24 protein-coding genes and 1 pseudogene are annotated in these 23,049 nt (G+C 29.5%); 17 read left to right on the top strand and 8 right to left on the bottom strand.

The window, feature by feature from the left end:
• Positions 1–34: 34 nt before the first annotated feature.
• The gene (locus X925_RS04000) at positions 35–1,354 is read left to right on the top strand and encodes an MFS transporter (protein ID WP_121959185.1); all 1,320 of its coding nucleotides are present in this window, start codon (positions 35–37) and stop codon (positions 1,352–1,354) included.
• A gap of 162 nt (positions 1,355–1,516) precedes the next feature.
• On the opposite strand, the gene X925_RS03995 is transcribed toward X925_RS04000, so the two are convergent.
• Complete coding sequence (locus X925_RS03995) at positions 1,517–3,235, bottom strand: hypothetical protein (protein WP_121959184.1); 1,719 nt, start codon at positions 3,233–3,235, stop codon at positions 1,517–1,519.
• Positions 3,236–3,583: 348 nt separating this feature from the next.
• Here X925_RS03995 and X925_RS10255 point away from each other — a divergent pair, with 348 nt between their 5' ends.
• The gene (locus X925_RS10255; protein WP_155811045.1) at positions 3,584–3,727 is read left to right on the top strand and encodes a hypothetical protein; all 144 of its coding nucleotides are present in this window, start codon (positions 3,584–3,586) and stop codon (positions 3,725–3,727) included.
• Positions 3,728–4,083: 356 nt separating this feature from the next.
• Positions 4,084–4,248 (top strand): huazacin family RiPP peptide, encoded by a 165-nt coding sequence (locus X925_RS10250; protein ID WP_158245403.1) that lies wholly within the window; start codon positions 4,084–4,086, stop codon positions 4,246–4,248.
• Positions 4,249–4,256: 8 nt separating this feature from the next.
• Here the strand turns inward: X925_RS10250 and X925_RS03990 are convergent, their stop codons facing one another.
• Together X925_RS03990 and X925_RS10395 are read right to left on the bottom strand one after the other, a co-directional pair.
• Complete coding sequence (locus X925_RS03990) at positions 4,257–4,616, bottom strand: transposase (protein ID WP_121959183.1); 360 nt, start codon at positions 4,614–4,616, stop codon at positions 4,257–4,259.
• The gene (locus tag X925_RS10395; RefSeq protein WP_231282479.1) at positions 4,594–4,764 is read right to left on the bottom strand and encodes an IS110 family transposase; all 171 of its coding nucleotides are present in this window, start codon (positions 4,762–4,764) and stop codon (positions 4,594–4,596) included. The genes X925_RS03990 and X925_RS10395 overlap by 23 nt, the downstream gene beginning before the upstream one ends.
• A gap of 423 nt (positions 4,765–5,187) precedes the next feature.
• Here X925_RS10395 and X925_RS10245 point away from each other — a divergent pair, with 423 nt between their 5' ends.
• From X925_RS10245 to X925_RS03960, 5 genes are all read left to right on the top strand, one after another.
• Positions 5,188–5,352 carry a huazacin family RiPP peptide gene (locus tag X925_RS10245; RefSeq protein ID WP_158245402.1) on the top strand — a complete coding sequence of 55 codons (165 nt, stop codon included), beginning with the start codon at positions 5,188–5,190 and terminating at the stop codon, positions 5,350–5,352.
• 135 nt (positions 5,353–5,487) lie between these two features.
• Positions 5,488–7,167 (top strand): ABC transporter ATP-binding protein, encoded by a 1,680-nt coding sequence (locus X925_RS03980; RefSeq protein WP_012208517.1) that lies wholly within the window; start codon positions 5,488–5,490, stop codon positions 7,165–7,167.
• On the top strand, positions 7,160–8,605 hold the full coding sequence (locus tag X925_RS03975) for a radical SAM protein (protein WP_012208516.1): 1,446 nt from the start codon (positions 7,160–7,162) through the stop codon (positions 8,603–8,605). The genes X925_RS03980 and X925_RS03975 overlap by 8 nt, the downstream gene beginning before the upstream one ends.
• Before the next feature lie 116 nt (positions 8,606–8,721).
• A complete protein-coding gene (locus X925_RS03970) occupies positions 8,722–9,888 on the top strand; it encodes a radical SAM/SPASM domain-containing protein (RefSeq protein ID WP_113074484.1) in 1,167 nt (388 codons plus the stop codon).
• Positions 9,889–10,263: 375 nt separating this feature from the next.
• Positions 10,264–10,425, top strand: a complete 162-nt coding sequence (locus X925_RS03960) for a hypothetical protein (RefSeq protein WP_233187731.1) — start codon at positions 10,264–10,266, stop codon at positions 10,423–10,425.
• Between the two features lie 47 nt (positions 10,426–10,472).
• On the opposite strand, the gene X925_RS03955 is transcribed toward X925_RS03960, so the two are convergent.
• The 3 genes from X925_RS03955 to X925_RS03945 form a co-directional block, all read right to left on the bottom strand.
• Positions 10,473–10,898, bottom strand: a complete 426-nt coding sequence (locus X925_RS03955) for a DUF86 domain-containing protein (RefSeq protein ID WP_113074958.1) — start codon at positions 10,896–10,898, stop codon at positions 10,473–10,475.
• Positions 10,899–10,932: 34 nt separating this feature from the next.
• A complete protein-coding gene (locus X925_RS03950) occupies positions 10,933–11,370 on the bottom strand; it encodes a nucleotidyltransferase domain-containing protein (protein ID WP_113074959.1) in 438 nt (145 codons plus the stop codon).
• Between the two features lie 258 nt (positions 11,371–11,628).
• Positions 11,629–13,380: a hypothetical protein gene (locus X925_RS03945; protein WP_121959181.1), complete on the bottom strand. Its 1,752-nt coding sequence runs from the start codon at positions 13,378–13,380 to the stop codon at positions 11,629–11,631.
• 353 nt (positions 13,381–13,733) lie between these two features.
• Here X925_RS03945 and X925_RS10240 point away from each other — a divergent pair, with 353 nt between their 5' ends.
• Positions 13,734–13,877, top strand: a complete 144-nt coding sequence (locus tag X925_RS10240) for a hypothetical protein (RefSeq protein WP_158245401.1) — start codon at positions 13,734–13,736, stop codon at positions 13,875–13,877.
• A gap of 136 nt (positions 13,878–14,013) precedes the next feature.
• Here X925_RS10240 and X925_RS03940 read toward each other — a convergent pair.
• Positions 14,014–14,259: pseudogene (locus X925_RS03940) on the bottom strand (integrase core domain-containing protein); the annotation flags it as partial.
• A gap of 78 nt (positions 14,260–14,337) precedes the next feature.
• Here X925_RS03940 and X925_RS10235 point away from each other — a divergent pair.
• The 4 genes from X925_RS10235 (at position 14,338) to X925_RS03925 (ending at position 18,821) form a co-directional block, all read left to right on the top strand.
• Positions 14,338–14,496, top strand: a complete 159-nt coding sequence (locus X925_RS10235; protein WP_158245400.1) for a hypothetical protein — start codon at positions 14,338–14,340, stop codon at positions 14,494–14,496.
• Positions 14,497–14,649: 153 nt separating this feature from the next.
• Positions 14,650–16,020, top strand: a complete 1,371-nt coding sequence (locus X925_RS03935; RefSeq protein ID WP_121959180.1) for a radical SAM protein — start codon at positions 14,650–14,652, stop codon at positions 16,018–16,020.
• Positions 16,021–16,062: 42 nt separating this feature from the next.
• Positions 16,063–17,475, top strand: coding sequence for a radical SAM protein (locus X925_RS03930; RefSeq protein ID WP_113074496.1), 1,413 nt, complete (start codon positions 16,063–16,065; stop codon positions 17,473–17,475).
• Positions 17,476–17,585: 110 nt separating this feature from the next.
• Positions 17,586–18,821 (top strand): MFS transporter, encoded by a 1,236-nt coding sequence (locus X925_RS03925; protein ID WP_113074495.1) that lies wholly within the window; start codon positions 17,586–17,588, stop codon positions 18,819–18,821.
• Here the strand turns inward: X925_RS03925 and X925_RS03920 are convergent.
• Complete coding sequence (locus X925_RS03920) at positions 18,816–18,998, bottom strand: hypothetical protein (RefSeq protein ID WP_113074494.1); 183 nt, start codon at positions 18,996–18,998, stop codon at positions 18,816–18,818. The two genes, X925_RS03925 and X925_RS03920, sit on opposite strands and share 6 nt — an antisense overlap.
• A 483-nt stretch (positions 18,999–19,481) precedes the next feature.
• Between X925_RS03920 and X925_RS03915 the strand changes: the two genes are divergently transcribed.
• The 4 genes from X925_RS03915 to X925_RS03900 all read left to right on the top strand — a co-directional run.
• Entirely contained in the window at positions 19,482–20,834 is a 1,353-nt protein-coding gene (locus X925_RS03915) for a radical SAM protein (RefSeq protein ID WP_113074493.1), read from the top strand.
• Positions 20,815–22,164, top strand: coding sequence for a radical SAM protein (locus X925_RS03910; RefSeq protein WP_113074492.1), 1,350 nt, complete (start codon positions 20,815–20,817; stop codon positions 22,162–22,164). The genes X925_RS03915 and X925_RS03910 overlap by 20 nt, the downstream gene beginning before the upstream one ends.
• Positions 22,165–22,180: 16 nt before the next feature.
• The gene (locus X925_RS03905; protein WP_113074491.1) at positions 22,181–22,363 is read left to right on the top strand and encodes a hypothetical protein; all 183 of its coding nucleotides are present in this window, start codon (positions 22,181–22,183) and stop codon (positions 22,361–22,363) included.
• A 221-nt stretch (positions 22,364–22,584) separates the two neighbouring features.
• The coding region (locus tag X925_RS03900; protein ID WP_158245406.1) for an ABC transporter ATP-binding protein at positions 22,585–23,049 on the top strand (465 nt) is incomplete at its 3' end.

Here is a 23,049-nt window from a genome sequence, read left to right as displayed (position 1 = left end):
GTTTTCATAAGATATTATCTGGAGGTTAAAAGGGATGAATCAAAATAAGTCAAACCAAGAAAAATCTATGAAAAAATTTATGATAATTTGGATAGGACAATTCGTCTCTATTTTAGGCTCTGGTTTGACAACTTTTGGGTTATCTGTCTGGGTTCTAGAAACAACCGGAAGTGCTATGACTTTTACTATGACTGTTTTAATGCGAATTTTACCAGGGATAATTTTTGCACCGGTTGCAGGAACATTCGCTGATAGGAGAAACAGGAAAAATATAATTATATGCACGGACGCATTTGACGCACTTTTAAAAATGTTTATGATCTTACTGCTTGTATCAGGGCAAATGAAACTATGGATGATTTTTCCTATTAACTTCATATCTGCAATATTTGGGACGTTTCAAGGTCCTGCATTGACTGCCTCTATTCCAGAAATTGTTCCTAAGAAAAACCTTGGTAGGGCAAATGGAATGATGCAATTAATCCCATCCATTCAAAATATAATAGCACCTGTAGTAGCAGGAGCTCTATACCCTTTAATTGATTTATCAGGTTTATTAACAATCGATTTTATAACATTCTTCGTAGCAATAGGAACAGTTGTATCACAAAAAATCCCACAGCCTGTTATCGAAGATAAAAGGGTAAATATGGGTAATATAATCAATGATTTTAAATATGCCCTTACATATTTAAAAGGAAAACAAGGTTTTTTCTCACTCATAGCAGTATTTGCCCTGTTAAACTTTATAGCTAATTTAAGTTTTGTACTTGTTGGACCAATAATAATGGGCAATTATAATTCAGTAATTTATGGGATGGTAAACTCCTTATCAGGAGTAGCATTAGTTTTAGGAGGGTTAGTTGCAAGTACTATACCAACTAGTAAAAATAGGGTAAAGGCGATATTTATCAGCCTCATACTATCAGGTATAGGTTTGTGTGTGATGGGTGTATCGCCTCTTTGGTATATAATTGGTGTGGGATTTTTCATATTTATGTTGCCTGTTCCATTCACAAATGCGACATTGGGTACGATAATGCAGGTCAAAATTGAAGGTAAAGTTTTGGGGAGAGTGGGTGCTGTGATAGATGGACTTTTGAAAATTATAACTCCAGTTGCAATTGTATTATCAGGTGTTTTGGCAGAAAAAGTATTCAATCCACTTCTTATCGATGGAGGTACATTATCGAATACTTGGATTGGCTCTTTAATAGGTGTTGGGAAAAACAGGGGGATAGGACTTATGTTCATTCTATCTGGTTTGATTTTAATTGTCGTTTGTGTTTTAATGCTATTTAATAAAGTAGTAATGAACCTAGAAGAAAATAATCCAGATGCAGTTTTAGATTAACAAAAAGTGAGCCCAATTTTTTACCGAAAATAGGGGTTAATGAATCTGGAGTGAAAGTTATATCTTAATTAATTGTCATTCAAATAAGGAATTGGTTTGAAGGTATTTATGTCTATGAGATAACCAATCTTTTTTACGGACATCTAATGTGAGTCTTTTCAATTAAAAATTATTGCAAATTTCCACAAACTCTTCTCTCTCTTCCCCTTCAAAAACATAAAAAGAAATAGCAGAAGGTTTCCTTTTCAACGTATACTTTTTCACGAATGGATCAATCTCTTTTGGTACTTTCGGTGTGAATTCTTTGGGGATATCCTTCAAATCATAGTACCTACCGTAATTCATTATGAACTTTTCTACTGTCTTTTTTTGTTTTGTATCAAGTCCAATGTAATTTTCAATGAACTCTTTTAAATTCTTTTTATTTAAGTCTTTCATGAATCTTTTTACAAGGATTTTCCTTGCTGAATAGTAAGGATGTTCTTTAAAAGTTATATCTTTGTTTGTGAATGTTTTTAGTCTTTGGTTGTTTGTAAGTAATGAATCAACATCTATCTTTGGAGTTTCTTCAAATATTGAGTTTATTAACTCTCTTGTGTAGTAATCACATCTTTCTTTTATTAAACTTTCACTTTCTATCTCTTTAATCACCTTTTCTAATTTAACCTCTTGCCTGTGATAATGAACAAGATACGAAGTAAAAAATTCAGAAAGTTGGTTTTCTACCTTTAACTTTATAAATTTGTAAAAGTTTTCTTCAAACTTTTTGTCTATATCTTTCTTTTTTAACTCTTTTACTATTGGAATAGCAAGAGAGGTGTTTATTTCAAACTCAAGGGTGTTTATTATCTTTCTCAATGTATTTGGCTTTATTTGCTTTGTTTTTCCAAACAAGAAATCATTCAACGTTCTTTTTGAGATATTTAGTTCTTTAATAGGAACTTGCCCTTTTTCTATTTCTTGCTTTATGAAATTTCTTAACGTCTTTGTGTTTAAATAATAATTGTTATCTAAATTAAAAACACAGTATTTTAACTGATTGATACTTTCTCCACACCGCTTTTTTAAAATGTTGTATCTTTCTTTATCAACCTTTGATAAACACTTTGAGAAGATAAACGCTGTTTCATACATCATTGGATCGTTGCTTTCTTTTTGTACTTGAAAGATAGTATCAAGTGAATTGAAAATTTTGTAATTATCATCGTCAAAGTAATAACCAAGGTAAAATCCCAATCCTAAGCTAAAGTTTAAAGCGATACTTTTATCTACATCTTTTAACCACCAACTTATGTTATTTAATGATCCTACTATTCCAGATGGATGAGGAACATCTTTCAATGCCTTAAATGCTTCAATATTTAACTGAGTCGCTTCTTCATATCTTCCTTCATTCTTTCTCTCTCTTGCATCAGCCATGAGGATAAATCCTTTATCAACAGGATTGTTTTCGTATTCTTCACTCCAATGTCTAACCTTTTCCATACTTTCATTGGATTCATAATACAATTCTCGTATGTTTCTTAAAGATTCTACAACGACTCTTCTAAGATACCTTGGAAGTTTAGAGAACCCGTTTCTTAACTCATAGAAAGTTTCTTTAATTTCTTTCTCCTTTGAAAATTTAACCAATACATCCATCTTTTCCACTAAAAGCAAATAATCAATGCTTCTTTTTTTAGATAACGTTATTGCCTTTTCTATCTTTTCAAGTGCTTCTTCATATTTTGCAGCCCATTTTAATTTTAATACATCAATGTAATTAATAACATCTTCATGTTGTTTTATTGATTCATTTTTCAAATACTCACCCATATAATTTAAAAACGGTTTTGAAAACTGACCAAAGTTGAGTATTTCTACAATATCTTTTATATTCATCTCTAATTCCCCCCCCAACCGATATATAATCTTTTAGTTACTGAATCGGCACCTAAAAGTTACTTAGGATTGCTTTTCCTATAATGTTAACGTCTTGTAGAAACAGCGTATTTTTTATTACAAAGATTATTATATCATAACCTTTATTATTCTTGACATAAAGCAAAAGTAGGAGAAGATGAAATGTAAAAAACGAGAAGTTGTAACATTTATTTTTAAAAATTCAAAAATAACAATCCTTTGTTTATGCGCATTTTAGAAGTTGACAAAACACTTGAAAACCATATGGAAAAGAGTATTATAAATAGTGAAGGGAGGTTTATCTTAAATTATGTGGGGGGCTCAAAAATGAAAAAGGTGCTTGTTATAGTAATCATGATGGTGATGTTTTCATTAGGAATAATTACTTTTGGAGGAGATGATAAGGACGCTGTTAAAACAAATATGTTGGAAACTGGAGCTATGATGAATATTATTAAAGAAAGTTGGTAAGTATGTATTTTAAACTTTATGATTACCTGTTTTAATCATTCTATTATTCTTGGAAGTATAGTTACCAGATCTTAGTTTCTGATTGAACCCTTTTGATTAGCATTTACCTTTGAAAAATAGTCTTGCTTTTGACCTAATCAAAGATATATACTAGTTGAACTAGATAATATGTTAAATCAGAAAGCACATTTTTAATGTAACAACCCAAAGTTTTGTAGAAGGTAGAGGATTTTCATTCTCAAGATGAGTCATATCTTAAAAAATTAAAAAGGAATAAAAACAAAAGAAAAAACCATTTTAAAACCAAGAAAGAATGCGTTTCGCAATTTAATTATTATACAAGGGGGTGAATTAATATGGCAGAAATTGATGTTGATCCTGAAGGAATAGGTTGTTTAGCATGTGCGGGTTGCTTATTTCCATGTCTTATATGCGTCGCTGATGGCCCTATTCCAGTTGCTGATTCTGTAGGACTTACGGCCGGAGCTAAAGCTATTTTTGCCGCTGGAGTTGCTGCTTAATTTAGATTTTAGAGCATATATATTATGTAAGAGCTAATTGGTAAAAAGTCAAGGGGTAAAAAGGAAAAAGATTGCCAAGTCAAACCAGCGAACTTAGCCAAAGAATTGTTAGAATTGAAAAAAGTAACAGAACCTATCTCAGCTAAGATACCCGCAGCGATAACAGGACCGATACCAGGAATAGAAATAAGACAGATATACTCATTAGGATTAAGTCCTTTGATAGTTTTCTCAATAGCCTTATCAACTAATTTAATCTCGTTCTCCAAAGCTTTAATAACGTTAAGAGAAGAGGAAATAGCGATATTCAAAGGTTCATACAACACCTCATCCAAACGATAGGAGTTATTCGCTATAAACTTTCTCACGACTCATCAATTGAACCAAATGGAACCTATGGCGAGTAAGTCTTTTCAAAGCTAAGAACTGAGAACCACGCCAAGGAGAAGAAGAAATCTTGCCACATCTAGCGAAATCGGCGATAACGTAAGCATCCAAAGGATCGGTTTTATCCATATCGACAAAAGACTTTCTATGATTAGAAATAGTCTTAGGATTAAGACAATAAACAAAAGGGTAAAAGAAACAGTGAAAGAGGTATCCTAATCTTGGCAGCTGACTGAAACCTCGTGATTGGCATCCATCTTTGAAAAATAGTCTTGCTGTTGACCTAATCAAAGAGATGCAGTAATTGAAGTAGGCAGCAATGACAGCCAAGTCAGGAAGCACGCTTTTTCAGGCAACAACCCAAAGGGTTTTGCAAGGAGAATCTAGAATCTTCCTTCACTAGATGAGTCGTATCTTAATTCTAGCATTTGGATACCTCTTTTCAAAGAAGAATAAAAAAATTAAAAGAATAAAAAACAAAAGAAAAAGGCTATCTTAGAACCAAGGAAAAATGTGTTTCTCAATTTACTATTATACGAGGGGGTGAATAGTATGAAAGAAATGAATCCGGACGGTGTTGGATGCTGGATTGTTTGTGGGTCAGGATGTTTAGCTGTATGTCTTATATGTATTGCAGATGGCCCAGTACCTATTGCTGATGTTGCAGGCTCAACCTCTGGTAGTAAAACTAGTTTAGCTTCAGCTTCTTTTATTTAATAAAATTCTACTCTTATGATTAGTTAAATGAACAGTCAATTGAGTAAGTAAATAAATAAGAGAAGGTGAGTATAATCAAAATACTTTCCTTCTCTCTCTCCAAAGTCAGTTTATCTAAAAGGAGGCCCAAGAAACATGAATGTGAAAAATACTCAATTTGTGAAATTTGTTTTTAATTACATAAAACCAAAAATAAAATTATTTATTATATCATTTCTTTTTTTAATTGGCTTATCGTTAATTTCTCTTTTGCCTCCCTATGTTACCAAGTTAGCTTTTGATGAAGGAATAATGATGAAAAACTTGAGTATTCTGACAAAATACGTTTTAATGCTTGTTGTAATTTATATTTTAAAAAGCACATTTAATTATTTAAGTTCGGCACTTTTCACCATAGTTAGTCAGAACACTTTATTAGAAATAAAAAAAGATTTGACAAATCACATTATAAAATTACCATTAGAATTTTTTTCGAACAGTGAAAGTGGTTACATTGTTTCAAGATTTGGAGAAGTTGATTCTTTAAGTCCATTATTTTCTATGCAAAGTTTCAAGTTGATTCTGAGCATTTTTGAATTCATAGGAGCAATGATAATCATGTTTTTAATGAACGTTAAGTTAACTCTAATTTTAGTCTTAATAATACCTGTATTCTATTTAATCACAAAAACCTTTGAAAATGCTTTTGGTAAACTCACAAGTCAAACAATGGAAAAAGCAGCTACATTTCATGGTAAATTTCAGCAGTCAGTAAGTGGAGTTGAAGAAATCAAGAGAATGAATTTAGAAGATAAAGAAACTGAAAAGATAAACAAAATCAATAAAGATTATGTAAAATCTTCGATAAAATACAGTATCCTATTATCGGTTGGCTCCGAAGTTATTATTCTTCTTTCTTCAATTGTAAGTGTTCTTCTTCTCTATATAGGTGGAAAAGGTGTCCTCCAAGAAAGTTTATCAATAGGAACTTATATGGCATTTGTCGGATATTTTGGAAAATTATATGCCCCAGTAATCAATTGGAATTTAAGTATGTTTACTTTCAAACCAGCTTTTGTAGCTCTTGATAGAATCAAGAATTTCTTCTTAAAGTATCCTCAAGAGAGTGAAACATCCGATAAAATAAAAATAAACGAAATAAATATGATTGAAATGAAAAATGTGACATTTAGCTATCCTGATGGGAAAGAAACTGTTTTAAATAATTTTAATTTAAAAGCAAAAAGAGGGGATAAATTACTTTTGAAAGGACCCAATGGTAGTGGAAAGTCTACAATCATAAGATTGATATTAGGTTTATATGACAATTATGACGGTGAAATTTTAATAAATTCTATAGACTTGAAAAAACTTTCAAAAAGATCTTTAAGAAGTAGAATATCAATAGTTTCACAGAAGATATTCTTATTCAACGATACCATAGAGAACAATATAAAAATAGCAGGGGACGTAAGTGAGGAAAAATACGAGACAGCACTAAAAAAATCTGGGTTAAAGCAGTTTGTAGATAACCTTCCTTTAAAGGATAAGACCTTAGTAGGGGAAAATGGGATAAAGCTTTCTGGAGGAGAAATACAAAAAGTAGCAATAGCGCGAGCACTTATAAAATCAGATTCTTCCGATTTATTTATCTTTGATGAAGCGGCTGCACATTTAGATAAAGAAACAAAAGAGTTAATTAAATCGTTTATAGATACAGAATTATGTGAAAAAATATGCATAATAATAGACCACTCCGACTATTTTACTGATATATGCAATAGAACGATAAATTTGATGTTAAAGTCAAACAATTGGAGTGAACAAAATGTCTAATTTTCTAAGATTTCAGATTAATGAAAAAAACTTATATATCTATGATAATGATTCAGGTTTAATTTTTAATATTGATGAGTCTCTATTAAATATAATTAGTGGAGAAAGAAAAAGTGAATCTTTAGAAAGGGATATCTTCCATGATTATAATATGCAATACTATGATTCCTTTCTCAAAAAGTATGATAATACTTGCAAATCAATCAGCTACAAGGGTAAGAAAAAACTTACTATAGAAGATATTAAAAATCATATTGAAAATTTTGGAATGAAACAACTAATATTTGAGATAACCGAGCAATGTAATCTACGTTGCAAATATTGCATATATTCAGATAAATATCCATATCATCGTAATTATAGTAAGAAAATAATGACATTTGAGATTGCAAAGAAAGCGATAGACCTATATATGTACTATTTCATAAAAGTGTTTCAATATAATCCTAAAAAAAGGCCTACTTTTACTTTCTATGGTGGAGAACCATTGCTTGAATTTAAGTTAATTACAAAGATAGTAGAGTACGTAATAAAAAAATATAACTTCTATGATCCCATGTTTAATATAACGACTAATGGCACATTACTATCAAGTGAGGTGATTCGATATATAGCAAAAGTAAAGGATTTCTATGTGTCGATAAGTTTAGATGGTCCAAAAGAAGAACATGATAGAAATAGAGTTTTCAGTGAAAATAAAGGAAGTTTTGATCAGATATTTAACAATCTGATGAAGATTAGAGAATTATATCCCACGCTGTGGAAGAATCTTAATCTCCTTGCTTGTTATGACTTTGGCACCAATATTTATAAGGCGGAGGAATTTTTTGAAAATGTAGATCTCCCTTCGCTTATAAGAGTAAGCATGGTTGAGCCTTTATTCTCTTCTTATTATAAGCGTTTCAGTTTACAAGAAAAAAATAATTTTATAAAAACATATTTTTGTAAGAAGAAACAATACATTGAAAATATAAAATCTGGTGAAAAGACTTCCCGTTATTCTGATTTACTATTTGGAACTTCCCTTTTTTCACTCTACAATAGATTTAAATTTTATTGTAATAATACTTTTTTTACTTCATTTACAGGAACTTGTATACCTGGAGATAAAATATATGTAGACACTGAAGGGAGAATTCATATATGTGAAAAAATAAATAGTCATTTTTCTATAGGCAATATATATTCAGGATTAGATTTAAACAAAATATTGCGGCTGATGAAAAAATATGATGAAGAAATTTTAACAAAATGTGGGAACTGTCCTATAAGCAGAGTATGCGGAGGATGTTATGCAACCTTTGCCACAAAAAGACTCTTTGAGAGACCAGAAGTTTTTTGTGAAAGCAGGATAAAATCTACTACAGAAGATTTAAAAGACTTGACAGAAATTCTTATACATAATCCAACATATTTTAGAAATAAATATCAAAAATAACAATATAAATTTTATTAATTTTATTTTTAATAATACAAAGAATTATTTTTATTATTAAATATTTTATTATATAACTTCTTGAAATCAAAGTGATTTATTCATAGGAGGTTAATCATATGAAATGGTATATTAGTTTAGGATATGGTGTAAAATTTGTTCATAATAATGATAGAGGGGTAATTCAAGATTTTCCAAACTCTAAAATATTTATTGTAGAAAAAGAATATTTAGAAATGCTAAAAAAAGCATTGAACGGGTTAGACCTTAATAATATGGAAACCATATATAAAGAAAAATGGAAGGAAACATTAAACTTTTTAATGCTTAACAAACTCATAAGATTTACAAGAGAGCCTTATATTAAATATTTTCACGACGAATGGACTGCAGGAACTTCTATACCAATTGAATCTGACAGTATATCAGAAATAAAAGCGATGTATATAAATTTAGTTTCTAGTTGCTCTCTTGATTGTAATGCATGCGAAAAAACAAGACTTTTTCCATGTATTAGTTGTGTAAAAACCCCAGATAGTTATAGACCTAATTATTTACTGAACGAAAATACAATTATTAAATTTATGATTGAATTAACTAATCATGGATGCAATCAGATTTTTCTCACTGGAGGAGATCCATTAACGGAATTTGATAAGTTAATTGGATTTATGGATATTGCAACAAAATTTGATCTTAACTTTTTTCTCATTACAAATGGAATGCTATTAGACAAAAATAAAATTTCTGTTTTAAAAAAATATAAATTACAAATTTTATTTCAAATAATTGAAGATAATGTTGAATATAATCGTGAAATTGAAAATAGAGTAATTCTTTTAAAGGAATATAACTTACCTTTTCGATTGGTTCTTAATGTTCCAAATAAATTTATATTAGACGAAAAAAATATAAGAAAGGAGAATATTATTCAAAATTATCCACACGAAGATCTCATAAATCCTTTTAAAAACAATCTTATGAGACCAACTATGAACATTTCTTTTATGAAACAGAATAAATGTCTCCAATTCAAAATGTATATGTCTCAAGAAGGAGATATATATCCTTGTATAGCTTTTTATAAACGATCTAAATACAATCTCGGATCACTTAAAAATAGAAAACTGTCTCACTTTATAGTTGAACTGGAAAAAATCTGGGAGGATAAATCATTACAAAATCAATTTTGTAATGATTGCATTCTTAATGAATATTGCATGTCTTGTATAGTTTTAAAAGAACAGTTTAACAATCTTGTTAAATGCAATATGAGAATACATTAAAAATAAAAAGGTAAGTTATGACGGACTTTATTTAACAAAGACAGTAGGAATTAATTGGAACCATGTTAGAAGAGATTGAGAATGCTTATTGGGATTTGTTAGTTTTAAAAAACTTATTTTATTTTGTAATAATATATAATTGTTATGATAAATCACCACTAAAACATAATCCAAAATTACTTAATCTATTTGGTTTATATGAAAAAAGAGTACTTCGAGAAATTACCAAGATGTCAACAAAAATAGCATTATTTGATATCCATATTAATATTTTAAAAAATTACCATTTTTTGTTAAAGATGTTTTAGCTGTTATACCATACTATCAGACTCACAAACAGAAGAAGAGATATTTGAAGAATTAAAAGAATACGATATGACGTTGATAATAATATCCCACAGGTTATCGACGATAAGAAAAGCAGATAAGGTAGTAGTATTAAAAGATGGAGAAATAATAGGAGAAGGAACACACAACGAATTAATAGAAAGTTCTGCCGTTTACAAAGAGATCATCGAAAGTCAGTTGGTGGTGTGAAAAGAAGATTATAAAAAATTAGTGCTTAAATATATCTTGAAATTAATTCAATTATTTTCAAGATATTTTTCTATACAAATAACAAATTGTTCTAAGTCTTTCAAGTCTTCTTTTACTATATCATACAGTTCTTCTTCAGAAATATTATGATACAAATGAACAAGTCTATTTCTGTACCCTGCCATTTGAATTAATTTCTGACTTAAATGTTCGCTTACTATGTCTTTTTCTCCAAGACCTGTAGCAATTGCTTTATATTCACCAGCCATATCAATGTTACCAATTTTAGCTAATATATGTCTGCCAATATCGAAGATAGATTCTAAAGATCTTCTTAAAAAACTTTCTGCTGCCGCTGGGTTCCTACTGTCACTGAGAAATTCTTCTTTTGAGAACTGCGATAGCATTTCTAATTGTGATATATATTTATTAATAAGCAATAAACGGTCTCTAATAAGATCTTTATTTATCATTCTAAAATCTTTTCCTTTCAAAAATTATTTATTATTACTTTTCTAATGCTTCTTTTCTGTATAAATCCAAAACATATTTGAAATCTGCGGCTCGTCTTAATATTGCCATTTCATATTCTTCCTTAAACTTTTCTGACACATAATATACACATATGCCTTTTATAGCTTCAACTTGAAACACAGAATGAGTTTCTTGCAAAAAAACAAGGTCTAACTTATATGGTTTAAAAAACTCTTCAAAATCATTATATACTGCTGAATATAATTTGTATACATGCTTAACTTTCTCTAAATCAAACAAGAAAACGACCCCTACATCTATATCAGTTAGAGGATCGTCTATTTTGACAACATCAGAGTCGTCACTTAATAACTGAAAAGCTTTATCTTTTTGTGATCCAAAAAGATAAACCAAACCAATTTTATATTTTTTACAAAGAGATTCTAACAATTCGCATTTATTAACGTTCATATTTTTCACCTACTATATTCTTTCCTACATATATATTTTAACATAAATCGATAAGTAAATTGAGCTAATGATTCTTCTCAAACCATAATCACCCCAAATAGAGATTGGAGAAAAACGAAGGAAATGATAAAATAAAAGTAAGGGGTAAGAACATGAAAAATAAAAAAGTTTATTCCAGTGAATTTAATAAGATGTTCGAGAATAATTCAGATTCTTGTTTTAATTCAAAAACTATTTTTGTGAAAAAATGAGATTTCCTTATTTATTATCCAATAACAGGGCGGCAGGCCGCTCAAAAGCCTTTAACGTTTCAACAAGTTCTTCTCTTTCTTTTCCTTCAAAAACATAGAACGAAATTGCTGAGGGTCTTCTTTTTAACGTGTATTTCTTCACAAATACATTGATTTCTTTTGGTACTCTTGGTCTTAATTCTTTTGGTATGTTTTTTATTTCATCATACCTTCCATAATTCATTATGTACCTTTCTATCATATCTTTTTGTTTTGAATCAGCTTTTATGTATTTTTCTATAAACTCTTGTAAATGTATCTTATTTAAATCTTTCATGAACCTTTTTACAAGGATTTTCCTTGCTGAATAAAAGGTATGCTCTTTGAAGGTTATATCTTTGTTTGTGTAAGTTTTTTGTTCTTGGTTGGTTGTTAGTAATGAATCAATGTCTATTTGTAAAGGTTTTTCAAATATTGAGTTTATTAACTCTCTTGTGTAATAATCACATCTTCCTTTGATTAAACTTCCACTTTCTATGTCTTTAATTACTCTTTCTAATTTAACCTCTTGCTTGTAATAATGAACAAGATACGAAGTAAAAAATTCGGAAAGTTGCTTTTCTACCTCTAACCTCATAAATTTGTAAAAGTTTTCTTCAAACTTCTTGTCTATATCTTTCTTTTTTAATTCTTTTATTATTGGAATAGCAAGAGAACTGTTTATTTCAAATTCAAGATTGTCTATTATGTTTCTTAATGTATTTGACTTTATTTGCTTTGTTATCCCAGATAAGAAATCATTCAACGTTCTTTTTGAGATGTTTAGTTCTTTAATAGAAACTTGTTCTTTTTCTATTTCTTGTTTTAGAAAGTTTCTTAATGTCTTTGTGTTTCTGTGATTACCTTTTTTAATATTAATTACAAAGCGTCTAACTTCATAAATTGTGTTTGTATAATCTTTCCATATTATTTGTCTCTTTTCATAATCCAATTTTGAAAACACTTTGGAGAAAATAAAAGCTGTTTCATACATCATTGGATCGTTGCTTTCTTTTTGCACTTGAAAGATAGTATCAAGTGAATTGAAAACATTAAAATTATCATCGTCAAAATAATAACCAAGGTAAAATCCTAATGGAAGAGTAAAGTTTAAAGAAATGTTTTTATCTACATCTTTTAACCACCAACTTATGTTATTTAAAGCTTGAACTATCCCAGATGGATGTGGAACATCCTTCAATGTCTTAAATGCTTGAATATTTAACTGAGTTGCTTCTACATATTTTTCTTCATTCTTTTTTTCTCTTGCATCAGCCATAAGGATAAATCCCTTATTAACAGGATTGTTTTCGTATGCTTCACTCCAATGTCTAATCTTTTCCATACTTTCATTGGAGTCATAATACAATTCTCGTATGTTTCTTAAAGATTCTACAACGAGTCCTCTAACATATTGAGGAATATTACCAAAGTTATCTCTTAATTCTTTGTATATTACTTCAACTTCTTTAACATCTTTTAACCTTTTTAAAATAATCAATTTTTGTTCTAAAAAAAGATAATACAAACCACCTTTTGATAATCCTTTTATTCCTTCTTCAATTTTTTCAAGTGCTTCTTCATATTTTGCATCCCATTTTAATTTCAATACATCAATGTAATCAATAAATTCTTCATGTTGTTTTGTTGATTCATTCTTTAGATAATCAACAATATAATTCAAAAATGGCCTTGAAAATTGTCCATAGGTAATTATCTTCACTAAAGATTGAAGAGTCATTTTACTAACCCACCTTAGTCATCTAATGTTTACTATTTTGATACATTCATCTTTTATTTTTTACTTAAATTCAACTTAGAGAATTTCTCAAAAAAAGAAGTTTGTAACTCAAAATTAATTATAACATAATATTGATAAAAAGTAAAAAATGCAAGATAATTCCATTAAACAGAATAAAATTTGTCTTAATTAAAGTTTACATAAGGTTTTTTAAGGTAATCTCTAAAAATATATTCTAATCTATATTTGAGCTCAATAAAAAAATCACTTGTTTATCATATAGAAAAGGGTATGATAAACATAGAGTACAGAAGTTTTATTTATCAAAATAAGCTATGGGGGTGAAGAAAAAAGTGAAGAGACTTATTGTAATATTCTTAATCATTATTTTAGAGTTGGGGGGAATATTTGTTTTTGGAGGTGATAATACTTCAGAAGATAGAACAAATGGATTTAAAATTGGAGAAATTATAAGTTATATCGAAGAAAGTTGGTAAGTGCAGAATTTAAACTTTTTAAAAAGTTTTGTGAAAAGGATTAAAAAGATGAGAAGTGTTTAGTAAGTTGGGAATGTATTATTAAAGGGAAGGAATCGGCCTGACCCCCTGTTATTGGAGAATAAATAAGGAAATCTTACTTTTTCACAAAAATAGTTTTGCAATTAAAACAATTATTATCATCAGAAAAGATTCTACTAAATTCACTCGGTGTCATATAATTCAAAGAACCATGTGGTCTTAAGTTATGATAAAAGAACATATAAGCGTTGTAAGCTTGGAAAGCATCTTCAATATTTTCAAAAGAATTCAGTTGAACAAACTCTCTTTCAAGGCTTGAATGATGTGATTCAATGAATGCTTGTGAATTAGGATTGTTTTTGTAAAAAATAAGATATTTGCGCGCAAAGGAAACATCCTGCAGGAAAATAAAATTGAAAGCGAGAGGAGGTGCAGAAAAGTGAAATTAACTCAGGAAATTGAAGTTAAGAAAGCACTCAATCCGAAAGACCTATGGAATATTAATAAAGAACAAAACAAGGAACTCTTAAAAAAAGCAGGAGTGGATTTTTCTACAGCAAAGAGAGAAATTATGAATATTTGTGATTCCGGTTGTTAGAAAATTAGGCTCAGGCTTTTTTGCCTGAGCCTATATAACTACTGAAAGGTAATAATTCAATTAATGCAACTCAGGTAGAGCATCCTAACAAAGATAATTGCTTTTTAAAAGATTTAATTTGTACTATGAAATTGAAAAAGGGGGATTAATAAAATGCAGTTTAGCAAAAATAATATAATAATAGAATTATCAAAAAGAGAGAAAACAATTCTTTGGAATCCTTTAGTTGGGGCTATGATTTCTGTTAATCCACAAATCGGTAAGATTTTTGAGAAAAGATCATTAGCAGATTTGAAAAATTTAGGAACAGCTACTATAGATGAATTTTTGGAAAGTGGATTTTTGTACCAAAGGGCTGAAGAAGAATATACAAGGATTATTGAAATGTACAATCTTTATAATGAAGTAATGAGTGAAAAAGCCATGTCATTTGTACTTGTTCCTACTTACAACTGTAACTTTAAGTGTGCATATTGTTTTGAAAAAGATGAAATCAAAAATAATAATTCTATAATTAGCGACGAAGTTATTGAAAAAGCTTTTACAGCAATGAATGCTTTGAAAAATGAAAAATTATTTGCTGAAAAAGCATTAGCTATTTTTGGTGGAGAACCTTTGATAGATATGCCTGGAATGAAAGAAAAAATTGAAAAAATCCTTGACAGAGCTCGAATATGGGACTTTAAACATATAAAAATCGTTACTAATGGAAGTACCATTCATAAGTATATAGATTTATTAAAAAAATATGATGTAGATACCATTCAAATAACTATTGATGGCCCGAAGAATATACATGACAAAAGAAGGATTTTCAAAGACGGTAAAGGAAGTTTTGATTTGATAATGAATAATATGAAATCCTTACTGAAATCAAATTTTAAAGTTCATCTTAGAATAAATTTAGATTTGAATAATATAGAACATTTGCCAGAATTAATAGAAATATGTAATAAAGAAAAAATTTTTTCTTATGAGAACCTTTATATTGCTCCAGCAGTCGTTGGAGAATTGGGACAAGAAAGAAATTACTCTGGTTTTGCCAATATAAATCATATTTTAGAAAAACTTTTAATTTATTTTGAAAAATATAAAGGAATTAAGGATAATATTTCTCTGGCAGCTTGGCCAGGAGCTAAATATATACAATATGTAGTAGATAATAAAAAACCTTATATTCCTATTTTTTCTCATTGTGATTCTAATTTTCATACTTATGTTTTAGATTTATGTGGAGATATATATGCTTGTCCAGATATAATTGGAAGAAAGGAATATAGTGTAGGTACTTTTCTTCCTGAATTGAGCTTAGAATCGGAGAAATTAAGAAAATGGAGAAATAGAACAATCTTTAACCTGAAAAGCTGTTTAGAGTGTAATTATGCAGCCATTTGTGGAGGAGGTTGTACCTTAGAAGCAATCAATAAATTCAACAATCCACTTCATAATTTTTGCATTAAATCCGAGTTAAAGAAAATACTTGAATTGTTGTTTGATTACTATTATGATGAATTGTTTCAATGAAAGATATATTTTTGAAGCAATAAATAAAGAGAGGGTTAAAAAATGAGAAGGATTTTGTTGGTATCTCCAACCTTGAATAGTATCACACCTTGGAATAGGTCTATACAACCTCCATTGGGTTTGCTATACTTGGCATCAAGCCTTAATACTTTAAATAACAAGATTTTAATTTATGATTTTAATCTTGCTAGACAATTTGAAAATAATATAATAGGAATAATTAAAAGATTTAAACCCGACATACTGGGACTGTCTTTAAAAACAGTAAATTTTCATGATGGTTTAAAAATTTCTTGCATCGCAAAAGAAATTAACCCAAATATTATTACCATAGTTGGAGGCCCTCATATAACAACTTCCATGATGAATGAAAATAACTATCATTTTCAGCTAACATTAATGGAAATGAATAAAAATAAGGCTGATATAGGGGTAATTGGAGAAGGAGAAGAAACCTTCAAAGAGCTTGCATCAGTCACTTCTTACTCAAATAAAAAAGAGCTTGAAGAAATCAAAGGAATTATTTTCAGAAGTGGTAATAAATGGGTAAAAACTGAAGATAGGCCTCTAATTCAGGACATAGATAATATTCCTTTTCCCGATTATTCATTTTTACCCTATCATTGGACATATGATTCTTATTTAATGATAACTTCACGGGGGTGTCCCTCAAAGTGTTCTTTTTGTGATGCAAGAGTAATATGGGGTGGTGTTTATCGTCAAAGAACTGCAGAAAATATTTTGGCTGAAATTAATTTTCATACTCATACTTTAAAAAAATCAAAGGAATTTTTGATTAGTTTTACAGATGACACTTTCATGGTTGATCAAAAAAGAGTTGCAGAAATTTGCGAAGGCATTCTAAAAAACAATTATAAAATAAATTGGCAATGTGAAGCAAGAGCAGTAGACACTCAAAATTTAAATTTACTTAAATTAATGAGGAAAGCTGGGTGTAAATCAGTATTTTTAGGATTAGAATCCGGGGATGCAAATACTTATAAAAAAGTTTTAAAACCGAACAGTTTTGATCTTGTTTTAAAGGCTGTAAATAACATTAAAGAATCGGGGATGGCAGTAGTTGGTTCTTTTATTATTGATTTCCCATGGGATAACAATAAAACTATTAGGGAAACCATTAAGTTTGCTAAAAGCTTGGAATTAGATTCAATTTCTTGTGCTTTCGCGACACCTTTCCCGGGTACAGATTTTTTTAATAAATATGATCATAATCAAAAAATATATAGGTATTATTCTGACGATTTATATAAAAATTATGATATAGGGATACCCAAATTTTTAAATGATGAATTGACATTAAATAATTTGCTTAATTATCAGAAAGAACTTTATTTTAGTGTTAAGAATTCTTTCATTCCTTTAAAGCGAAAAAATATAAGCAAGGGAAATTTGGAGAATTACTTTTCATCTAGCTGTTTAATTAATCGAAGATAAATTCTACATAATAAAGTAATCTATAAGCAAATATTTTCTCTAACTTTTGTTATAATAATTTGTAAATAATTTTTTATAACTTTGAAAAAATAAGGGGGAAAAAACAAATCATGGAATTACTTTTAAGAAATAAGAATTTCTTATTATTATTTTTGGGAACGTTACTTGGTACTCTTGGGGGATCAATTTTTTTCATATCTGTTGTTTGGACAGCTGCAAGTGAACTTGGTGGAGCCACAGCTGTTAGTGTAGTGCTGAGTTTTCAGGCTCTCCCTATAATTATTACTGCTCCGTTTGTAGGATTGTTTGTTGATAAAAGGAAGAAAAAGAATATATTAGTTAGTTCTTCTCTAATAGATGGTATAGTATTACTATTTTTAGCTTTATTACTAAAAATGAATATTTTGAATATTTGGATGCTTTCAATAACTATTTTTGTTCAACAATTCGTTGGAAGTTTTATGGGATCTTCTTTTCAAACTTTGATTCCTTTGATAGTTAAAGATGAAGATTTGTCAAAAGCTAATTCACTTATGTCTTCTGCAAATATGCTTGCTCAGTTAGTTGGTTTAGGAATAGGTGGGATATTAGTGGCTTTTTTAGGATTACAAGGTGTTGTAATTTTCAATGGATTACTATTTATAGCTTCTGCAATTTGTGAAATTTTTATAAACTACAAAGAAGAGATAGGAAAAGTCGTCACAGAGATTAAAACTTTCACAGGGATAAAAGAAGGATTCGCATATGCATGGAAAAAGATAGAAATAAAAGGACTTATATTGTTAGAAGGTGCTTCAGATTTCTTTGGATTAGCTCTTTTTGTTTTACTCCCTGTTATAACTCAAGAAGTATTAAAAATAGGTGCTGAAGGATATGGAATTCTCCAAGCAATGTCTTCGGTTGGAAGTTTAGTATGCGGTATATTGATGTCGTTTATAACAGAAGTAAAGAGAAAATATTTATGGATGACGATATTTGGGGTAATATTGGGCATTACTTTCTCAATGATCGGAGTAATTAGCTCTTTCTGGATTCTTGCGGTTTTATTGTTTATTCAGGGACTTTTGATTGGTTACGACAATATTATTATAAGCGTTATATTGCAAAGAGAGACTGATCGATACTACAGAGGTAGAGTTTTTTCTTTTAGAAGCATGTTTAACAGCATACTAAGACCTATAGGATATATGTTTGTCAGCCTTTTGCTGTTGTTTTTATCTATCAACCAACTGATAATTTCTTATGGAATCATTATAGCTATCCTTTCTCTATTCTACCTACTAATTCCCTATGCATCAAAAAGGGCTAAAGTTGAAGAACAAGGGTCAACCACCCACCGTCTATAGAGGCGGGGTGGTTGACCTTTTGCTTGGTGTAATAATCTTTAAAATCATATATAACAAAACAAATTCCAAAGGGTTTGTTATTGTTTTATCGTTTAAAGAAATTGATTCAAGATAGTTCATGAATGACCTTCCAAACTGTCCACAAGTTGATAACTTAGTAACTAATTTTAAAGGCATTTGAATTATCTCCTTATGAATATATCTGCTTTGTTTCCTGATTGTTATTTAAAAATAACATAATATTTACTTTTGTTCCAATGTTAACGAGTGAATATACAGTTACTTTTTTATCTTTAAACTATTGTATCATAACCCTTATCAAAAAAGGGAAAGCGAAAACAGAGTATAAAACACGATAAAAAACATCGAAATTAAAGTTTACATAAGCTTTTTTGAGGTAATCTCTAAAAATATATTCTAATCTATATTTGAGCTCAATAAAAAAATCACTTGCTTATCATATAGAAAAGGGTATGATAAACATAGAGTACAGAAGTTTTATTTATCAAATTATGATATCCAAGTCAGTGAACTCGCTTTTTTAGGCAACAATCAAAGGTCTTTTGACATGAAGAAAAAATTTAATGCTAAAATATTGATAAAACTTAAGTTTTAGAATTTCTAAAGCGACTAAACATTATAATAGGGGAGGTTATTTGAATGCTAAGATATAAAAACTCGAATTATAATGTTATTTTTGAGGATGGAGACAAAGTTGTTTTTGTTAATCTTTTAACAGAAGCTATTGCGACTGTAAATAAAGAAAAATATAATAAAATAAAAGAAATAATGGAATCGCCAAATAAAGAATGGTCAAGAGAATATGTAGATTTAAAAAATAACCTTATATATGGTGGTTATTTAATAGAAGAGAATTTTGATGAAATGCAACATCTAAAGACAATGAACTATAGAAGTAGATATGGTGTTAGTTTCATAAGTTTCACAATAATGCCTACAATGAGATGCAATTTGGATTGTATTTATTGCTATGAAACACATGAAGGACCAACTATGGATGATCAAACAACTGAAACAGTTGCAAATTATATTTCAATTGTAGCAAAAAGCAAGCGAAGAATACATATTGGCTGGTTTGGTGGTGAACCTCTTTTAAGATTTGATACTATAAAATATATCAATGAGAAAGTGATAAAAACCTGTGAAGAATATAAAACTAATTTTTCTTCTTCCATTTCAACAAATGGATACTTACTTTCAGCTGAAAAAGCCAAGCTATTTGACGAATTAATGATACGCAACGTACAAATAACTCTTGATGGCCCAAAAGAATACCATGACAAGTATAGGCCCTTAAAGGGTGGAGGACCAACGTTTGATACCTTGTTTGAAAATATAAAAAATTTCTTCGAATTGACAAAAGAAGCAAGAATAACTCTAAGAGTTAACGTTGGTCCAGATAATTATGACGCAATATATAAGTTGGTGGATGCGCTTAAAATTCTTCCCAAAAACCGTCTAAGAATTTATTTTAGATGGATATTTCAAGGTGGGGAAACAGAGAAAGAAATTCACCATGAAGTTATGAATTTTAGAGGAGAAAATTCTTACGAAAAGTTGGCTAAATTCTATTACTATGCAGCTCAAAAAGGATTTGAAACTTTTCTTCCTATTCTTTCTAATCCGATTTATTGTGAATATGACTGTGAATCTTCTATTTTAATAGGGCCTAAAGGTGAAGTTTTTCCTTGCACAGTTGCAGTAAATGAGGGGAACGACTTTGGAAAAGTAACAGGCAATGGCATCGAATATGATAAAACAAAGTATCTTTTATGGTATAAACATGATGCTTTTCAAGATGAAGAATGTAAAAAGTGCAAGTTACTTCCCCAATGTTTTGGAGGATGTAGAAATGCTATAGTGAATTCAGGAGTCAGAGGATGCCCAGAAGAAAAAACTGCTTTAGAATCTTTCGCAAGATTGTGGTATTTCACAAAAGACATGGAAAGAAAGCTGAAAGCGGTGGAAAAAGATGAAAGTATCAAGGTATAATAAGCTTATAGAAAAAGATAACTATCTCATTTTATTTAATAGCATTTCAAATGCCATTCTATATGTTGAACCAAACAAAGTAAAAGAAGTTAAAGAAGTTCTTGAAAGTGGAAATATAGAAGAAATAAAACTATCTGACGAAGATATAGAAAAGTTGAAAAAAGGATTATACATTATTCCTGATGAATTTGACGAAATAACATATTTGAAAATGAGGTTAAACAATTACAAATACAGTGATAGATTTTTAAGATACACGATAAGTCTAACCGAAGAATGTAATTTTTCTTGTGTTTATTGCTATCAACAAATGTTGATAACTTTAATGGATAAGAAACCCGCAAAAATAGCCAAAAACCTTGTAAACACAATTCTAAATATGACGGAAAAAAGATTTGAGGAAGAACACCCTAAAGTATTGAGCATAACTTTTTATGGAGGAGAACCGCTTCTTGCACTTGATGAATTAGAAACGTTAAGTAAAGGTTTTGAAGAAATGTGTAAGAAGTTCGACGTAAAGTATGAAGCGAATGTCGTAACGAACGGTTATTTGTTAACTCATGACATTGTCAATAGACTACTGAACTGTGGAGTAAACTCAGTAATAATAACAATTGATGGAGATAAGACTCTTCATGACAAGTATAGAAAGACTAAAAATGACAAGCCTACTTTTGATAAAATTATGGAAAATATAAACTATGCACAAGATAAGATGTATGTAACCATTAGAACAAATATCTCTAAAAATAGTATAGAAAATGTGAAAAAAATGATAAAGATTCTTGCAGAAAAGAGATGGAGAGTTGATTTTGATTTTCAACCAGTTGAGGTTGTGGAAGAACTATCTACTGGGTTTAATGATGAAATGCTTACATTGAGAGAATTTGCTAATGTGGAAGCAGAACTTTACAAAGAAGTCATCACACTCATACACGATTATCCATTCAATCCATTTAGAAGATTAAGAATGGCCAGATGTGATGCCTTATGTAAAAATAGTTGTGTAATAGATGTCGATGGGAGTATTTACAAATGTTGGGGAGAGATAGGAAATAAATTTTCTTCTGTAGGTAAAATAACAAAAGAAGATATAGAATTAAACCATAAATTTGAAAAATGGATAACTTACGAACCATTCGAAGATCAAAAATGTATGGAATGTTCTGTACTTCCAATGTGTATGGGAGGATGCGTTTTTAATGCAGTTGTTGTTGATAGGTTAAATGGCTCTCCATGGAGGAAACCATACACATGCATTCCTTTAAAATACAATCTAAAAGAAATGGTTTCTTTATTATCTAATAAAAAATTAGGAGTAAAAATTTAAAAGGGGTGGTGAAATTATGGAATTCATAAATGAACCTGTGTTTGATAAAGACAGATATTTAGCTGCTTGTGGAGAAAATGGCGAGAAGGAAGGTTGCGAAACAGTTAAAAATTGTGATTATTGCCACAATCCACAGTGTAACACACTATGTCGGGATAAAAAATTTCCTTGGCAATGTGCAAATGGAGAAAACAATTAAATTAGCCTTATTTGCAATTAGAAATGATGGCAGAGATTAATCAATCGAAAAGTAGGGTTCAATCGTAGTATCTTTAGGATGAGATTTACTGCATCCACGATATAAATAAAAATGTGATCTTAAAAATATCGAAAAGGTAATGATTATTGCATGATAATGATGCAAAATAGTGTATGTTTGTTTAATTTCCATCTTTCGTAAGATATGAATGAAGGGACGATATTCTGGAAACGATAAAAACACAAAACCTAACGAAGATATTTAAAGTAAAAAAGAAAGAAATAAAAGCCATACAAGATATAAACCTATCCATTCAAAATGGAGAAATATTTGTTTTGCTTGGACCAAATGGAGCAGGGAAAACTACCTTTCTAAAAACCATCTCCACTCTCATACTACCAACATATGGAGATGCTTGGGTTAACGGATACAACATTAAAAAAGATGAGTACAAGGTAAGAAAATCGATAGGGTTATCAACAGGATTTGAAAGATCATTTTATTACAGATTGAATGGTTATCAAAACCTTGAATTCTTTGGTACTTTGTACGGTATAAAAGGTAAGGACTTAAAAGAAAGGATAAATTTTTTACTCAATCTGTTCAATTTAGAAGACGCCAAAGATTTAAAGTATATGAAATACTCAACCGGTATGAAGAAAAAACGGTTCTCTTCCAAAAAGTGT

This window comes from Petrotoga sp. 9T1HF07.CasAA.8.2, from assembly GCF_002895585.1.
GTDB classification, from domain to species: domain Bacteria; phylum Thermotogota; class Thermotogae; order Petrotogales; family Petrotogaceae; genus Petrotoga; species Petrotoga mobilis.
Note: the sequence above shows the minus strand (reverse complement) of the source record. Positions and strands in the feature narration are given on the sequence as shown.

Coding starts and splice junctions, on each gene's coding strand:
- X925_RS03925 (WP_113074495.1), top strand. CDS start 17,586: ATGGAATTACTTTTAAGAAATAAGAATTTCTTATTATTATTTTTGGGA.
- X925_RS03960 (WP_233187731.1), top strand. CDS start 10,264: ATGACGTTGATAATAATATCCCACAGGTTATCGACGATAAGAAAAGCA.
- X925_RS03915 (WP_113074493.1), top strand. CDS start 19,482: ATGCTAAGATATAAAAACTCGAATTATAATGTTATTTTTGAGGATGGA.
- X925_RS10255 (WP_155811045.1), top strand. CDS start 3,584: ATGAAAAAGGTGCTTGTTATAGTAATCATGATGGTGATGTTTTCATTA.
- X925_RS10245 (WP_158245402.1), top strand. CDS start 5,188: ATGAAAGAAATGAATCCGGACGGTGTTGGATGCTGGATTGTTTGTGGG.
- X925_RS03935 (WP_121959180.1), top strand. CDS start 14,650: ATGCAGTTTAGCAAAAATAATATAATAATAGAATTATCAAAAAGAGAG.
- X925_RS04000 (WP_121959185.1), top strand. CDS start 35: ATGAATCAAAATAAGTCAAACCAAGAAAAATCTATGAAAAAATTTATG.
- X925_RS03950 (WP_113074959.1), bottom strand. CDS start 11,370: ATGAACGTTAATAAATGCGAATTGTTAGAATCTCTTTGTAAAAAATAT.
- X925_RS10250 (WP_158245403.1), top strand. CDS start 4,084: ATGGCAGAAATTGATGTTGATCCTGAAGGAATAGGTTGTTTAGCATGT.
- X925_RS03930 (WP_113074496.1), top strand. CDS start 16,063: ATGAGAAGGATTTTGTTGGTATCTCCAACCTTGAATAGTATCACACCT.
- X925_RS03975 (WP_012208516.1), top strand. CDS start 7,160: ATGTCTAATTTTCTAAGATTTCAGATTAATGAAAAAAACTTATATATC.
- X925_RS03910 (WP_113074492.1), top strand. CDS start 20,815: ATGAAAGTATCAAGGTATAATAAGCTTATAGAAAAAGATAACTATCTC.
- X925_RS03905 (WP_113074491.1), top strand. CDS start 22,181: ATGGAATTCATAAATGAACCTGTGTTTGATAAAGACAGATATTTAGCT.
- X925_RS03980 (WP_012208517.1), top strand. CDS start 5,488: ATGAATGTGAAAAATACTCAATTTGTGAAATTTGTTTTTAATTACATA.
- X925_RS03920 (WP_113074494.1), bottom strand. CDS start 18,998: ATGCCTTTAAAATTAGTTACTAAGTTATCAACTTGTGGACAGTTTGGA.
- X925_RS03995 (WP_121959184.1), bottom strand. CDS start 3,235: ATGAATATAAAAGATATTGTAGAAATACTCAACTTTGGTCAGTTTTCA.
- X925_RS03945 (WP_121959181.1), bottom strand. CDS start 13,380: ATGACTCTTCAATCTTTAGTGAAGATAATTACCTATGGACAATTTTCA.
- X925_RS10395 (WP_231282479.1), bottom strand. CDS start 4,764: ATGGATAAAACCGATCCTTTGGATGCTTACGTTATCGCCGATTTCGCT.
- X925_RS03955 (WP_113074958.1), bottom strand. CDS start 10,898: ATGATAAATAAAGATCTTATTAGAGACCGTTTATTGCTTATTAATAAA.
- X925_RS03970 (WP_113074484.1), top strand. CDS start 8,722: ATGAAATGGTATATTAGTTTAGGATATGGTGTAAAATTTGTTCATAAT.